This window comes from Streptomyces scabichelini, from assembly GCF_011045015.1.
Lineage (GTDB): Bacteria > Actinomycetota > Actinomycetes > Streptomycetales > Streptomycetaceae > Streptomyces > Streptomyces scabichelini.
This window is the reverse complement of the sequence record NZ_JAAKZY010000004.1, coordinates 15,594-29,748: the sequence shown is the minus strand read 5'-3', so window position 1 is coordinate 29,748 and position 14,155 is coordinate 15,594. Positions and strand designations below refer to the sequence as shown.

Genomic DNA, 14,155 nt, shown 5'->3' with positions numbered 1-14,155 from the left:
ACGTGACCGTGGCCCGCCCCGGCGACGTACATCAGCGCATTTCGGTGCACGCGACCGTCATGTCGCCAGCGCCGTCAGCGTCCGCTGGCCCCCGGGATCGCCACTCGTCGCGGGGACGAGCGCGACCTCGTCAAGGCCGGCCGCCGCGTAGGCGTCCATCCGTGACCGGACAGCGTCGGCATCCCCGACCAGGCCTACCGTGGTGGCCGCTTCCGGCGGCAGCGCGGCCAGCAAGGTCTCGGGGGCGGCGCCCGTACGGGCCAGCTCCACGGCTTCGCCGAACCCGGCCGCGGTGAACATGTCGCTGTAGCCGCGGACTGTCAGGTAGCCGACGAGGCTGCGCAGAATCTGGGTGCGGGATTCGGGCGTCGGGTCCACGGCTGCCGGCAGCCAGGCGGCCAGCCGGGGCGGCGATGTACGGCCCGCTCGTTTCGCCGCGGTGTCCAGCTTGGCGTGGAGTTCGCCGACCTGCTCGGGGGAGACCACGTCGAGCACCATCCGGTCGGCGTGCTCCGCCGCGACGGCGATGGCCCGGTCGCCGAACGCCGCGACCGTCAGCGTTCCTCCGGGCGGCGGCAGCCGCCGTCGGAAGCCGCTGCCGGGCGCGATCTCGTCACCCGGCACGCTGTCCATGAGATTCCGCACGGCCTGGGCGCTCTCGGCCAGAACGGTGGCGGCACGGGCGCGCGACCGGCCGTGCACGCCTTCGACCACCCGGACGCTGGAGGCTCCGAGGGCCACGCCGACCGGGCGGCTGATGACGGCAGCGACTGATGCGGCGCCCCGCACGACGGTCATCGGGTCACGGACGTGGACGGGTACGGGGCCGACGGCCAGCGCGACGTGATCGGTGGCAAGACCGATCGTCGTCGCGAGTACGAACGCGTCCCATGTGGGTCCCTCGCCGACCCACACCTCGCGGTATCCGAGGCGATCGGCCACCATCGCGATACGTAGGGGCTCATCCGCCGGACTGTCGTCCTCACGTGCTGCGGCGACCACGCTGACATCCATGGATTTCACCGTAGTACCGCGCTGTCCACGGGTGGTGTGTCGCGCACGAAAGACCGTGGCACACAAAAAGACCCAAGGTTCGTGGCACACGAAAGACCTGCGAGACGGGCTCCCTGCGCCGGCATTACCCGGATCAGGTTCCAGGGGTCGCCATCCGGTCTCTCGACCTTCTGACCTCTCAGCCCGGCCGGTCGCTGTCGGCCCAAGCGGAAACCGAAGCTTCACGCTTAAGTCGGCTACTTCCGGTCGAACTCCCTCGCTCGTCCCGCAGGCTGCTTTCATTCTAGCCCGGCCAATACCACATGAAACCCCCTAAACCATGATTTTTTTCCGGCGTTTTGGCCCGCGGCTGTCGGGCGGGGTCAGCTCGTCCGCAGCCGGCTGGCTGCGACTGCCGCTGCCGCGATGCCGCAGGCGATTGCCGCGGCCAGATAGGCCAGGTGGTAGCCGGCCAGCGTGCCCGAAGCCGCCGTACTCGCCGCGACCAGGGCCGCGACGCCCACGCTCGCGCCGATCTGCTGGGCGGTGACGTTCACCGCTCCGGCCACGCCGTGCTGCTCGGGCGCCACACCGGTCAGGGCGGCCGCCGTCATCGCGGGGAAGGTGAGGCCCGTGCCGACCCCCATGACGAGCAGTCCCGGCAGCATCGTCAGCCAGTACGGGCTGTGTTCCGTCGTCGTCATCCACAGGGCGCTGCCCGCGCCGAGCAGCACGAGGCCCGTGACCAGGAGAGGCTTGAGGCCCCACCGGCCCAGCAGGCGGCCGGTGAAGAAGTTCGCGGTGACGAAGACCGCGAGCGACAGGGGCAGTACGGCGAAGCCGGATGCGACGGGGGAGTAGCCCAGCATGTCCTGGAAGTAGAGGGGCGCGAAGAACTGCAGGCCCACTGCCGCCGTGTGGTTGAGGAACGCGGCCAGCGTGCCCGCCCGGACGGGGGCGGAGCGGAAGAGCGTGAGTGGCAGCAGCGGCAACCGGGTCCGCCGCTCCCAGGCGACGAAGGCCGCGAGCAGCACGAAGGCCACGGCGAGCGCGGTCAGTGCCGCCGGGTCCGACCAGCCCTCCTGGCTCAGCCGGGTCACCCCGAAGACCGTGAGAACCAGGCCGCCGGTCACGGCCGCGGCGCCGGTGAGGTCGAGCGGCTGGCTCTGCCTGCGACCCCGTGGCAGGCCCGCCGGCGCGGCGGCCAGTACCGCCGCGCCGAGGACGGCCAGCACCAGCAGGACGGAGCGCCAGCCGAACCAGTCGGTCAGCAGCCCGCCGAGGACGAAGCCGCCGCTGCCCGCCGCCGCACCGACCGCCGCGTACACGCCGAGCGCGTGATCGCGCTCGCGGCCGGGCGGGAAGACCTCCGCGAGCAGCGCCAGCGCCGCGGGTCCGGAGAGCGCGGCTCCGATGCCCTGCACGGCGCGGGCGGCGATCAGTACCTCCATGCCGGGTGCGAGCGCTCCGGCGAGCGCGGCAGCGGCGAAGACGGCGACGCCGATCATGAAGACGAACCGGCGGCCGAGCACGTCCGCGGCCCTGCCGCCGAAGAGCAGGAAGCCGGCGAAGCCGAGGGCGTACGAGGTCATGGCCCATTGCAGTGTGGAGTCGGCTAGGTGGAAGCGGTCGCCGATGGCGGGCAGCGCGGCGTTCATGACGTTGAGGCCGCCGATGTCGAGGCCGAGCGCGCTGGTGATGAGGGCGAGTGCGAGCAGTCGGCGGCCCTTGGAAGGCGGCTCGGTCCGGACGGTGGTGGCGGCCGTCGTGGTGGCCGTGGTGGTGGGTGGGGTGGTCATGGAGGTCTCCGGGTTCAGCGCGGTAGGCGCGCGTGTTCTTCGAGGTAGGCGAGGACGTCGGCCGGGTTCTCCAGCGGGAGGGGATAGACGAGCAGCCGGTCGACGCCGAGCGCGGCGTAGCGCCGGGCGGCGGGGGCATCTACGGTCACCGGGTTGACCTGCATGAAGGTGATCTCGAGCCGGCCCAGCCGGGGCGGCCGCTCGACATCGGCCGCGGCCTGCTTCAGTCCGGCGAGGTGGGCGGCCAGGTCCTCCGGTGAACTGCCGTTGCCGATCCAGCCGTGGCCGCGGGCGACGGCGCGTCGGAACGCGGCCGGGCTGTGCCCGCCGACCAGGATCCGCGGGCCGCCGGGCCGTGCCGGCCTGGGATGCGCGTCGACGTCGCGGAACGCGGCGTAGCGGCCCTCGAAGACGGGCCGTTCCTCGGTCCACAGTGCCGTCATCGCGTCGATGTACTCGTCGGTGCGCCGCCCCCGGTCCTTGAGCGGCACCCCGACGGCGGTCATCTCCGGCTCCAGAAATCCGGCCGCCACCCCGAGCAGCAGCCGTCCGCCGCTGAGCACGTCCAGACTGGCCGCCTGCTTGGCCAGGACGACGGGGTTGCGCTGCGGCAGGATCACGATGCCGGTGCCGAGTTCCAGCCGCTCGGTCACGGCCGCGACGTAGGCCAGGTGCGTCAGCGGATCGAGGATGGGGTCCGTCGGCTCCATCGGCGAGTCCGGGCTGCGCGGGCTCGGCAGCACCACGTGCTCACCGGCCCACCACGAGCCGTATCCCAACTCCTCCGCGCGCCGCGCCAGCCGCGCCGTGACAGCCGGATCCAGCGTCGCTTTGGCGTTCAGTCCGAAGACTCCGAGTTCCATCGGCAACCTCTCGTTCGGTCCTGTCGCCGATCGTCCGGCCGTCGTCGTGCCCTCGTCCAAGACCCGTTGTTATAACCTCCGGTTATGGACGTACGGGTCCAAGACCTCCGGTATTTCGCCGCCGTCGCCGACGAGTTGAGCTTCACCAGAGCAGCCGAGCGGCTGTACGTGTCGCAGCCGGCGCTCAGCAAACAGATCCGCCGACTTGAATCGGCCCTGCGGGCGCGGCTGTTCGAGCGCGATCGGCGCACGGTGGTGCTGACGCCGGCCGGCGAGACGCTGCTGCCCGTGGCCCGGCAGATGGTCGAGGCGTGGGACGACGCGCGACGCATGGTCGCTGAGACCGCGGCCGCGCGGCAGACCGCGTTGACCGTCGGGTTCCAGACCCGGATCGGCCGCGGTCTGATCCCGACCACCACCGCCCGCCTTCAGGAGGTACTGCCCGACTGGCGGCTGCACTTCCGTCAGGTGTCGTGGGACGACCCGACCGCGGGGCTGGCGAGCGGCGAGACGGATGTCGCCATCGCCTGGCTGCCCGTGCCGGACAGCGGGCTGTCCTGGAAGGTGGTCAGCGAGGAGGAGCGATGGGTGGCGCTGCCGCGCGGCCACCGCCTCTCCCGCTTCGACGTCGTGCCGTTCGCGGACTTTGCCGGGGAGCCGGTCATCGCGCTGCCGCTCTCGGCCGGGCCACTACGGGACTTCTGGCTGGCGGCGGCCGAGCGGACGCGTCCGGCCCGGATCGCCGCCGAGGCCGAGACGGCGGAGGAGACGTTCGAAGCAGTGGCGTCGGGCCTGGGCGTGGTGCTGGTCGCCGCGGGCAACGCGGGCATCTACGAACGTGACGACATCGCTTTCCGTCCGGTCTCCGGCCTGTCGCCCAGCCGGCTCGCGGTGGTCTGGCGGACGGCGGACGAGCGCAAGGCCGTACGGACCTTTGTGGACGCCTGCGTTCAGTGCCTGTGCGACGGAGCGCGGCCTCCGAGTCCGTGACGAGTGTGCCGCCTACGCTGCTGTACGCCGCGCCGGACGCCGGCCCGGACGAGCTCGACCGCGTGATCGAGCTCGCCCAGCTCACCGAGTTGGTGTCCAGGCTTTCGCGTGGCCCGGACATGGAGGCCGGCGAGCACGGCACCGCCCTGTCCGGCGGTGAGCGCCAGCGGATCGCCATCGCCCGCTCACTGCTGACCCGGCCGAGCCTGTTCCTCCTCGACGAGCCGACCGCACACCTGGACGCGGTCAACGAGGCGGCCCTGCGCCGCTCGATCCGCCATGTCTCGGGCGAATGCGCCCTCCTGGTCATCGCACACCGCTACTCGACCATCCGCGCCGCCGACCTCATCGTCGTACTGGACGGCGGCCGGGTCATCGCCACCGGCACCCACGAAGAGCTGCTGGGCGTCAGCGATCACTACCGTGTCCTGTCGCGGGCCCCGGAGACCGGCAGCCCGTGGCGCGCCCTGGCGCAGAGCGATCGCAAGGTCGGGCACGAGCGTGGCGAGGCCGACGAGGGCCATGGTGGCGCCGAGCCAGAGCGGGGCGTGCAGGCCCCAGGTGTCGATGACGACCGCGCCGATGGAGGAGCCGAGGATGATGCCGAGGGTGATGAAGGAGGAGTGGACGGTGTTGACCAGCGGGCGGGCATTGCCGGTGCGCTGGACGCGGGTCGCCATGGCGGGGTTCATGGTGACGCCGACCAGGCCGATGCCCAGCATGCAGACGAGCGCGGGTGCGGGAAGTTCGGCGAAGACGGCGAAGCCGGTGAGGAAGAGCAGGTTGAGTACGAGACCGATGGCCAGGACGGGCAGGGTGTGGCGGTCGGCGAACCGGCCGACGACGGTGTTGCCGACCACGGTTGCGGCACCGTAGGCGATCAGTAGGAGGGGGACCGTGCCGGTGGAGAAGCCGGTGAGCTCGGTGAGGATGGGGTTGAAATAGCTGAAGGCGGAGAAAGTGGCGCCGATGATGAGCGTGCTGGTGCTGAGCACCCGCCAAAGCTTGGGGTTCTTGAAGACACCGATCTCCTGACGGAAACCGCCGCCGTCCTCGGCGCGGCCGAGGCGGGGCACGCCGAACATGGTGACCAGGGCGGCGATCAGGGTGAGCGCGGAGATGGTCCAGAACGCCGCACGCCAGCCGAACCGCTCGCCGACCAGAGTGGAGAGGGGCAGACCGAGCAGTGTGCCGAGCATCAAGCCGTTCATGGCGACGGCGATGGCGCGACCGCGGACCTCGGGGCGGAAGAGCTGGGCGCAGAGTGAGATCGCCACGCCGAAGAACGCCTGGGAGGCGATGCCGGTGATGATGCGGGCGACCACCATGGTGGTGTAGCCGGTCGCGGTGGCGGCCAGCACGTTGCCGGCCAGGAAGACGGTGAACAGCACCATCAGCGCCGTGCGCGGCGGCACCTTCAGCACCGCCACCGTCAGGAACGGCCCGCCGACCGCCATGGCCACCGCGAACGCGGTGATCAGATACCCGATCTGCGGGATGGTGGCGTCCAGCCCTTCCGCCATCTGCGGCATCAGCCCGGCGACCACGAACTCGCTGGTCACCATGGCGAAGATGCCGAGCGCCAGTACATATACGGCACGGGGCACGTTCGAACTCCTTCGGGAATCTATGTTTGCGAGAGAATTATGAATCGTTCAGTCCAAAACATGGGCATACGGATGTGCCCCACGAAAGGGGTGCCCTGGATCAGTGGATCAGTGCGTCCATGGTGATCTCGGCGATGGACTCCAGGGCGGTGCGGTCGGCGCCGCCCTGGCTGGAGATCCGCATGCCGCCGATCGCCGCGTTGATGAAGCGGGCCAGCTCTCCCGGATCCCGCGGGGACGTGATGCTCCCGTCACGTCGGCCGGCCTCCAGTACGGCCCGGAGGGCGGCCAGGCGGCGGGCTGTGTCGCGCTCCAGCATTCCGGCCGCCGTCGCGTCACGCCCGGCCAGCTCGACGGTGGTGTTCACGCCCAGACAGCCGAGGCTGCGGCCGCCTGCCCGATAGTCCGTCTCGCCCTCGACGACCATGGCGAGGAGAGTGCGGATGCGGTCCGCGGCCGACCGCTCGGAGTCGTCCAGAACGGCCAGCTGAGCGCTCGTCATGGCGTCGATGTAGCGGGCGAGCGCACGCTGGAACAGGTCGTGCTTGCTCTTGAATGTGTTGTAGACGCTGCTGCGGCCCAGTCCGGTGGCGTCGCACAAGTCCTGTGTGGAGGTGGCCTCGTAGCCCTTCTCCCAGAAGGTGTGCATCGCCGCGTCCAGGGCCCGCTCCTCGTCGAAGGTTCTCGGTCGGGCCATGGTGGGACCGTAGCAGTTTTTGAATCGATCAGTCCAATAGCGCGGTCCAATAGCCTTCGGCCTCGCGGAGGTCACTCGTTGTGAAGTACCTCCGCGATGGTGAGGCGGGCCGCCCTGCGGGACGGGATGAAGGCGCCCAGGCTGGTGATGGTGAGTCCTGCGAAAGCCAGGGCGGTGAGGGCGAGGGGCTGCCAGACGTCCGTCATGTACGCCGGGAGGGCGAGGTCCACCGCGTCGGCCATCTCCGGGACGATCAGGTGGTGGCCGACGATGCCCAGGGGGATGCCGAGCAGTCCGCCGACCACGCCCAGGGCAGCCATCGAGGACACCATCATCACCGTCACCTGACGTGGCGTCATGCCGATGGACTTGAGCATGCCCAGGTCGCGACGGCGCTCGCGAGTGTTGAGGACGACCGTGTTGAAGACGCCGAGGGACGCGACCGCGGCCAGCATCAGGGTGAGGACGGACGCGGAACCGACGATGGTCTGCGTGACGGTGTTCGGGCCGTTCGCCGTCGGGTTGACGCCGGCATCGGCGGCCCGAGCCGCGGCCATGTAGGCGTCCGGGTCCGTGCCTTGGGCGAGCTTGACGTGATAGGCGATCGCCTCCTCCTGCGGCGCCAGGGCCCTCATCGTCGCCCAACTCGCGTACATGTTACGGGCGTTGCCGCCCATGGCCTCTCCGACGACCGTCACGCGCTCCCGACGGTCGCCCTTCTCCAGGAGAAGGCGGTCGCCGACCTCCAAGCCGCGCTCGCGCAGGAACGGTGTCGGGGCGACGATCTCGTCCGTGTCGCGCATCCACCGCCCCTCGACGAGTACGTCACCCATGGCGGGCCGGTCCCCCCGTCGGCCCTCGACGTCCACCCCTCCCGGGTGCCCGGCGACACGCGCGTCGGCGTACCCCCGCGCGGTCACCTCGGTCGCGCCGGGAAGGGAGCGCAGGAGCGAGTGGAGGTCACGGTCGCCGTGCTCCGGGTCGATCTCTCTGCCGTCCTTGAAGTTCCCGGCGTACACCACGACTTGGTAGGCGCCTTCGCCCACGTTCCCGAACCGGGTCATCGTCGTGGCCAGGCCCGTCGCGAACGTCACGGTGGTCACCCCGAGGACGACGGCCGCGAGCGTGAGGGCGCTGCGGCCCGGGCGGGCGAACGGCAGCGCCAGGCCCAGGCTGACCGAGCGCGGCAGCCTGCTGCTCGCCAGCCGACGCTGGATCCGCAGCGCGCGCCCGGAGCGCTGCGCGCTGCCCGCGCTGATCGCCCGGGCCGCGGACATCCGGTGCGCGCGAAGGGCGGGGACGAGCGCGGCGAGGACGACGGCGGACGGGAGGCCCAGCAGGGCCACGGCGTTCACCCAGGCCGGTACACCACCGACGCTGTCGCGCATCACTCCCGCGTCGGGCCCCGTGAAGGCGAACTCCAGCAGAGGCCGCGCCAGCAGGTTGCCGATGACGGTGCCGAGTACACATCCGACGACCGCCGGGACGGACACCATCGCGAGGTAGACGGCGACCACTTGACCGGGCGTGAAGCCGATGGCCTTGAGGATCCCGATGTGGCGGAAGCCCGAGATGACCGCGCCGCTCACCACGTTGGCGACGATCAGTACCGCCACCACGATCCCCAGGACGCCGAAGGCCATGAGGTATGGGGCGTAGGCCCGGGCCGAACTGCCGATCTGGTGCTTGATGGTGAGGTACGACTGCGAGGCCGTCAGCGAGTCCGGCGGCAGTTCGGCGGTGACGGCCGACAAGGCCGAGCGGACCCCGCCCTCCGTCGAGGAGTCCTCGAACCGGAAGAGCATCTGCGTGGCGGTCGGACCCAGGGCCGCGATCTGACCGGGCGCGACCCAGGCGTCGGCCGACTGGCTCAGGGTGAAGGCGTGCCCGACGATGGTGAGGGTCGGCCCGCCGGGCACCTTGATCTTCTTGCCCAGATGTTCCGTCGTCCAGCCCGGGTCCCTGTTCAGCACGATCTCGCCGGGTCGGGTGGCCCAGCGCCCGCCCCAGAGGTCCACCCGGTCCACCGGACCGCCCGGCCCCGCACGGCCGACGACCGCGACGCCGGTGTCCAGGCCGAAGCGCCGGGCGGTCTTCCGGGGCAGCTCCAGCACGGCCTGCCGGAAGGGACCCGCGGCGGCCTCGACGCCCGGCTGCCGCGCCGCGCGCGCGAGTTGGGCGTCCGAGGCCTTGCCCGGGTCGAAGGTGGCAACGGCGTGGGCGCCGCGCTGCTTGCCGAAGGCGCGGTCGAAGGGCGCGGAGGCGGCGTCCACCAGGCCCAGCGCGACGACGATCGTCCCCGTGGACATCAGGACGACCAGGCCGATGACGAACGTCTGAAGCCTGCGACGGCGTACGGCCCCGCGCGCGGCCCGCCACACGGCGCTCACGCGGTCCGTCCCAGGGGCTTCTCGTCGTTGTCGTCCAGGGTGATCCCGTCGTTCCCCTCACCCTCGTCCAAGCGGTGTTCTCCGACCACTCGGCCGTCCGCCAGCTCGATCAAGCGACTCGCGCAGCGCTGCGCGAGGCGCTCGTCATGCGTGACCAACAGCAGTGTCTGGCCGATCTGGTTGAGGTCGAGCAGCAGGTCCATCACCTGCTCGCCGGCCCGGCTGTCCAGCGCGCCGGTCGGCTCGTCGGCCAGCAGCAGGGCCGGGCGGTTCATCAGGGCACGGGCGACACCGACGCGCTGGCGCTCGCCACCGCTGAGCACCGAGGGATAGGCGTTCTTCCGGTCGGCGATGCCGAGTTCGTCGAACAGCTCCAGCGCGCGCCTGCGGGCCTGCCCGGCCGGGGTCCCGGTCAGCTGGGCGGCCAGCGCGACGTTGTCCAGGGCCGACAGGTCGTCGATGAGGTTGAAGAACTGGAAGACCATGCCGATCCGGCGCCGCCGGTACAGCGCCAGCGCCTTCCCGCCGAGCCGCCCCACATCCTCGCCGTGCACGACGACCGCACCGGACGTCGGACGGTCAAGCCCTGCGATCATGTTGAGCAGCGTGGACTTGCCGCAGCCCGACGGCCCCATCACCGCGACCGCCTCTCCGGCCCGGACCTCCAGCGATACGCCGTCCAGCGCCGCCGTCTCGCCGTACTCCTTGCGTACGTCCTCCAGCCGTACGACGACCTGCCCGGCCTGTCGCGTCTGTCCCGTGCCCTCTTCTATGACCATGCACAGGACGGTAGGGCTGCGGACCCGGCCGGACATCCGTCCCCGGATGGCAAACCGCCGTCTTTTTCGGCTCGTCTCGTCCCATGGATGCAGGCGCCTGCATCCGGAGGATGATGCGCATCACGGACCGCTCTGCGAAGGTGGGCGTGTGTCGTCGTCGGGGGTGGGCCTGCTTGTTGCGGCGCTGGTGGTGGCGTGTGCCGCCGCCGCGTGGCTCGGCGTGGCGTACCTGCGGGCGCGGCATCGGCACCGCAGAGCCATGGAGGAACGGGGCTGGCTGCTGGAGCAGGAGCGGCAGAGAGCGGCCCGCGGCGCCGTCCGGGGCGAACGGGACCGTATCGCCAGGGAGTTGCACGACATCGTCAGTCACAACGTCAGCCTCATGGTGGTGCAGGCCGGCGCCGCCCGCGACGTACTGAAGACCATGCCCGACGAGGCCGAGGCGGCGATCCGGGCCGTCGAGGATGCGGGCCGCTCCACGATGACCGAACTGCGGCATCTGCTCGGAGTGTTGGCGCCGTCGCAGAGCGGCGAGGACGACGAGAGCGGCACAGACGTACGCGACGACGGGGACAGTTGGGATGCCTGGCACGGTGACGTCGTGACGGCCGGTCCGAGCCTGGCGCCCCAGCCCGGCCTGAGCGCACTGAGCCGGCTGGTCGACCGGATCGCCTTCGCCGGCCTGCCGGTTGAGGTACGGATCTCCGGCGAGCCCCGCCCGCTGCCGGCCGGGATCGACATGACCGCGTACCGGATCGTCCAGGAGTCCCTGACGAACGCCCTCAAACACGGCGACGGCGGAAAGGCCGAGGTGACCGTACGCTACGCCGACCGCTCCCTCCGGGTGGAGGTGCTGAACACCGGGCCCAGCGTGCTGACGGGGACGCGGCCGAGCGTCGGTGACTCCGAGGAGAAGCCGACTCACCGGACGAGGGCTGGTCGACTCGACAGGCGACGGGGCACCACGGGAGAGGGCGGGCAGTTCGGCGTGTCGGACGCCGGTGGCGCGGTCAGGCCGACCGGTGGGACGGGCGTCGGTGGGCCGGACGGGCGGACCGGCGCGATTGTCTCGCCGAACAGTGCCGGGGTCGCGCCGCAGCGGTCCGGGCCGGCCGGGCGCGGGGACGGCACGGGCCGAGGGCTCTTGGGGCTCCGCGAGCGGGTCGCCGTGTACGGGGGCGAGTTGGATGCCCGGCGTCGCCTCGGCGGCGGGTACCGGGTGCGGGCGCGCATCCCCCTGGACCGTCCATGAGTGGGGCCGAGCGGGCACCGCGGGTCCTCGTCGCCGATGACCAGACCCTGATCCGTACGGGGTTCCGGCTGATCCTGACGACCCGCGGCATCGAGGTCGTCGGCGAGGCGGCCGACGGAGCCGAGGCGGTGGCGGCGGCCCGCGAACTGCGGCCGGACGTGGTCCTCATGGACATCCGCATGCCGAACATGGACGGCCTGGAGGCGGCCCGGCTCATCCTGCAACAGGCCCCGGAATGCCGGGTGGTGATGCTCACCACCTTCGACCTCGACCGTTACGTGTACGAGGCCCTGGCCCTGGGCGCGAGCGGCTTCCTGCTGAAGGACGTCACCCCCGAGCACCTGGCAGCCGCCGTACGCCTGGTCGACACGGGCGACGCCCTGCTCGCCCCCTCGATCACGCGGCGCCTCGTCGAGCGTTTCGCGGCGCCAGGCAGACAGGAATCAGGCAGACAAGAATGCGGCGCCGGAGGCGAACGCCGCCCCGGTGCCTCCCTCGGCCGGAGCGCCGAACCGGTCCCACCGCACCGCGACCTCACCCCCCTGACCCCCAGGGAACTCGAGGTCCTCACCCTCCTGGGCCGCGGCCTCTCCAACGCCGAACTGGCCGCGAAGCTGACCCTCAGCGAAGCCACCGTGAAATCCCACGTCGCGCGCATCTTCGCCAAGCTCACCCTCCGCGACCGCGCGCAGGCCGTCGTCCTCGCCTATGAGACCGGGCTCGTGTCTCCAGGGGACTCGACATGACCGGGTACCCCACGGATCTTCAGCCGCCGGACTACGGCTTCGCCTGCTCGGGCAGCCGGTCTAGCCGCTCGCGGTGAGCCGGGGTCAGCTGAAGGTTGGCGGCGGCGAGGTTCTCCTCCAGGTGGTCGATCCGGGCGGTGCCCGGGATCGGGAGGACGACCGGCGAGTGGCCGAGCAGCCACGCGAGCGCGACCTGGGTGGGAGTGGCGTCGAGCTCGGCCGCCACGGCGGCGATCTCGGCCCTCTCGCCCGACGTGCCCCATGCGACGGGCCGCCACGGCAGGAACGCGATCCCCGTCGCCTCGCAGGCCCTGAGCACGGGCTCATGCTCGCGGTCGAGCACGTTGTAGCGGTTCTGCACGCTCGCGACGTCGATGATCTCCCGCGCCCGGTCGAGTTCGGCGACGGTCACCTCGGACAGCCCGATCCGGCCGACCCTGCCCTCGGTCTGGAGCTCCCGCAGCGTGCCGAGCTGGTCGGCGAGGGGTGTCTCCGGGTCGATGCGATGCAGCTGGAGCAGTTCGATCCGCTCGACGCGCAACCGGCGGAGGGCCGCGTCGACCTGACCGCGCAGAACGGCCGGCCGCCCGTCCAGCCCCCACTCACCCGTCTCGGCCGATCGCGCGACGCCGACCTTGGTGGTGATGAGCAGCCCCTCCGGGTAGGGGTGCAGCGCCTCGGCGAGAAGTTCTTCGTTGGCTCCTCCGCCGTACAGATGAGCCGTGTCGATCAGTGTGACGCCCAGTTCGACGGCCCGCCGGGCGACCGCGAGCGCGGCCTCACGCTCCGCGGCGGGCTCGGTCGGCAAATGCATGGCTCCGAAGCCGAGCCGTCGTACGTCCAGATCCCCGCCGATACGAAACGTGGTCGATGCCAACTGCTTCCTTCGCCCCCTCGGTCAAGCGGTAACGCTAACAACGGAGTTGGTCGTATGAGAACCCGGGTGCGATGTGGATCTTCGGCCCGGTCCCGGCGCCGTCCGGCCGGGAACCCGCCAGCACCGCGCCCACGTCGTCGAGCCCCAGCGTCGCCGCCACCAGGGGGCGCGGATCGACCTCGCCGCTCGCGTACGCCTCGATCGTCGCGCCGAGTCCCGGCGAGGCACTGAGAACCCCGACGGCCGTCACGTCCTTGAGCGCCAGTGACCGCGTGTCGACCGGACTCGGTGAACCGGCGATACCGATGTACACCACCCGACGCCCGGGCTCGACCCACTCGAGAGCCTTCGCGGGCAGCTCGGGTGCGTTGGAGGCGTCGATCACGGCATCCCACGGCAGTCCGGGAAGCTCCTTCTCCTGCCACAGGGCGTCGAATCCGAGGGTGCGGGCGAAGTCCAGCGACTGAGTGGTGAGCCCCATCAGGTGCACCTCCGCGCCGGCCCGACGCGCGAACATCGCCACCAGCAGCCCGATGGTGCCAGGGCCGAGCACCAGTACCCGGTCACCGGCTTCGATCGCGGCCGCCCGCGCCGCGCGGAACGCGTTGCCGCCCGGCTCCACCAGGGCGCCCAGGGTGTCATCGACGGTCTCCGGGAGGGGGTGCAACGACCGGGCCGGTACGGCGAGTTGCTCGGCCAGGGCACCGGCCCTGCCGCCGCGGATCCCGACCTCCTCGCGCGCGTCGCACACATGCTGCCGACCGCTGCGGCAGCGACGGCACCGACCGCAGCCGAGCATGGTGTCGCCCATCACCCGGCGGCCGGTCCAGGACGCGTCGACACCGTCTCCCACGGCCGAGACCGTGCCCGCCCATTCGTGGCCCAGGCGCAGCGGATACCGGGCATGACCCTCACGCAGGTACTGCATCTCCCCGGTGAAGAACTCGACATCGGTACCGCACACGCCGACCCGGGTCACGTCGACGACCACCTCACCGGGCGCGGGCACCGGCGGCTCGACGTCCACGACACCGCACTCGCCCGGCCCGAACACGACGAAGGCCCTCACCGGCGACGACCACGGCAACAGCACCAGTCGGCGCCGCGCATCAGGCGTACTGCTCCACGGCACGTCCGCTCATGCCATTCACGGCTCACCGCC

11 protein-coding genes and 2 pseudogenes are annotated in these 14,155 nt (G+C 71.4%); 4 read left to right on the top strand and 9 right to left on the bottom strand.

Annotation, left to right across the window (positions count from 1 at the left end; translation table 11 throughout):
• Positions 1 to 57: 57 nt before the first annotated feature.
• The 3 genes from G5C60_RS02110 to G5C60_RS02100 form a co-directional block, all read right to left on the bottom strand.
• Entirely contained in the window at positions 58 to 1,014 is a 957-nt protein-coding gene (locus tag G5C60_RS02110) for an LLM class F420-dependent oxidoreductase (protein ID WP_165254420.1), read from the bottom strand.
• Positions 1,015 to 1,376: 362 nt separating this feature from the next.
• Positions 1,377 to 2,792, bottom strand: a complete 1,416-nt coding sequence (locus tag G5C60_RS02105; protein WP_165254419.1) for an MFS transporter — start codon at positions 2,790 to 2,792, stop codon at positions 1,377 to 1,379.
• A gap of 14 nt (positions 2,793 to 2,806) precedes the next feature.
• Positions 2,807 to 3,655 carry an LLM class F420-dependent oxidoreductase gene (locus G5C60_RS02100; protein ID WP_165254418.1) on the bottom strand — a complete coding sequence of 283 codons (849 nt, stop codon included), beginning with the start codon at positions 3,653 to 3,655 and terminating at the stop codon, positions 2,807 to 2,809.
• 84 nt (positions 3,656 to 3,739) lie between these two features.
• Here G5C60_RS02100 and G5C60_RS02095 point away from each other — a divergent pair, with 84 nt between their 5' ends.
• Together G5C60_RS02095 and G5C60_RS53495 are read left to right on the top strand one after the other, a co-directional pair.
• Positions 3,740 to 4,645 carry a LysR family transcriptional regulator gene (locus tag G5C60_RS02095; RefSeq protein WP_165254417.1) on the top strand — a complete coding sequence of 302 codons (906 nt, stop codon included), beginning with the start codon at positions 3,740 to 3,742 and terminating at the stop codon, positions 4,643 to 4,645.
• 119 nt (positions 4,646 to 4,764) lie between these two features.
• A pseudogene (locus tag G5C60_RS53495) lies at positions 4,765 to 4,818 on the top strand (hypothetical protein); the annotation flags it as partial.
• Positions 4,819 to 5,103: 285 nt separating this feature from the next.
• Here the strand turns inward: G5C60_RS53495 and G5C60_RS02085 are convergent.
• From G5C60_RS02085 to G5C60_RS02070, 4 genes and pseudogenes are all read right to left on the bottom strand, one after another.
• A pseudogene (locus tag G5C60_RS02085) lies at positions 5,104 to 6,252 on the bottom strand (MFS transporter); the annotation flags it as partial.
• Positions 6,253 to 6,352: 100 nt separating this feature from the next.
• A complete protein-coding gene (locus tag G5C60_RS02080; protein WP_165254416.1) occupies positions 6,353 to 6,949 on the bottom strand; it encodes a TetR/AcrR family transcriptional regulator in 597 nt (198 codons plus the stop codon).
• A gap of 71 nt (positions 6,950 to 7,020) precedes the next feature.
• Positions 7,021 to 9,339 (bottom strand): FtsX-like permease family protein, encoded by a 2,319-nt coding sequence (locus tag G5C60_RS02075; protein WP_165254415.1) that lies wholly within the window; start codon positions 9,337 to 9,339, stop codon positions 7,021 to 7,023.
• A complete protein-coding gene (locus tag G5C60_RS02070) occupies positions 9,336 to 10,118 on the bottom strand; it encodes an ABC transporter ATP-binding protein (RefSeq protein ID WP_165254414.1) in 783 nt (260 codons plus the stop codon). Before G5C60_RS02070 ends, G5C60_RS02075 begins: the two co-directional genes overlap by 4 nt.
• A gap of 148 nt (positions 10,119 to 10,266) precedes the next feature.
• Between G5C60_RS02070 and G5C60_RS02065 the strand changes: the two genes are divergently transcribed.
• Together G5C60_RS02065 and G5C60_RS02060 are read left to right on the top strand one after the other, a co-directional pair.
• A complete protein-coding gene (locus tag G5C60_RS02065) occupies positions 10,267 to 11,370 on the top strand; it encodes a sensor histidine kinase (protein ID WP_338145653.1) in 1,104 nt (367 codons plus the stop codon).
• Positions 11,367 to 12,116, top strand: a complete 750-nt coding sequence (locus tag G5C60_RS02060) for a response regulator transcription factor (protein WP_165254413.1) — start codon at positions 11,367 to 11,369, stop codon at positions 12,114 to 12,116. The genes G5C60_RS02065 and G5C60_RS02060 overlap by 4 nt, the downstream gene beginning before the upstream one ends.
• 31 nt (positions 12,117 to 12,147) lie before the next feature.
• Here the strand turns inward: G5C60_RS02060 and G5C60_RS02055 are convergent, their stop codons facing one another.
• Both G5C60_RS02055 and G5C60_RS02050 read right to left on the bottom strand, forming a co-directional pair.
• Positions 12,148 to 12,993, bottom strand: coding sequence for an aldo/keto reductase (locus tag G5C60_RS02055; RefSeq protein WP_165254412.1), 846 nt, complete (start codon positions 12,991 to 12,993; stop codon positions 12,148 to 12,150).
• A gap of 34 nt (positions 12,994 to 13,027) precedes the next feature.
• A complete protein-coding gene (locus G5C60_RS02050; protein ID WP_165254499.1) occupies positions 13,028 to 14,062 on the bottom strand; it encodes an alcohol dehydrogenase catalytic domain-containing protein in 1,035 nt (344 codons plus the stop codon).
• Positions 14,063 to 14,155: the final 93 nt, after the last annotated feature.

Bases quoted from the DNA above. Each gene is read 5' to 3' on its own strand.
- G5C60_RS02070 (WP_165254414.1), bottom strand. From the start codon at position 10,118: ATGGTCATAGAAGAGGGCACGGGACAGACGCGACAGGCCGGGCAGGTC.
- G5C60_RS02080 (WP_165254416.1), bottom strand. From the start codon at position 6,949: ATGGCCCGACCGAGAACCTTCGACGAGGAGCGGGCCCTGGACGCGGCG.
- G5C60_RS02060 (WP_165254413.1), top strand. From the start codon at position 11,367: ATGAGTGGGGCCGAGCGGGCACCGCGGGTCCTCGTCGCCGATGACCAG.
- G5C60_RS02100 (WP_165254418.1), bottom strand. From the start codon at position 3,655: ATGGAACTCGGAGTCTTCGGACTGAACGCCAAAGCGACGCTGGATCCG.
- G5C60_RS02095 (WP_165254417.1), top strand. From the start codon at position 3,740: ATGGACGTACGGGTCCAAGACCTCCGGTATTTCGCCGCCGTCGCCGAC.
- G5C60_RS02105 (WP_165254419.1), bottom strand. From the start codon at position 2,792: ATGACCACCCCACCCACCACCACGGCCACCACGACGGCCGCCACCACC.
- G5C60_RS02110 (WP_165254420.1), bottom strand. From the start codon at position 1,014: ATGGATGTCAGCGTGGTCGCCGCAGCACGTGAGGACGACAGTCCGGCG.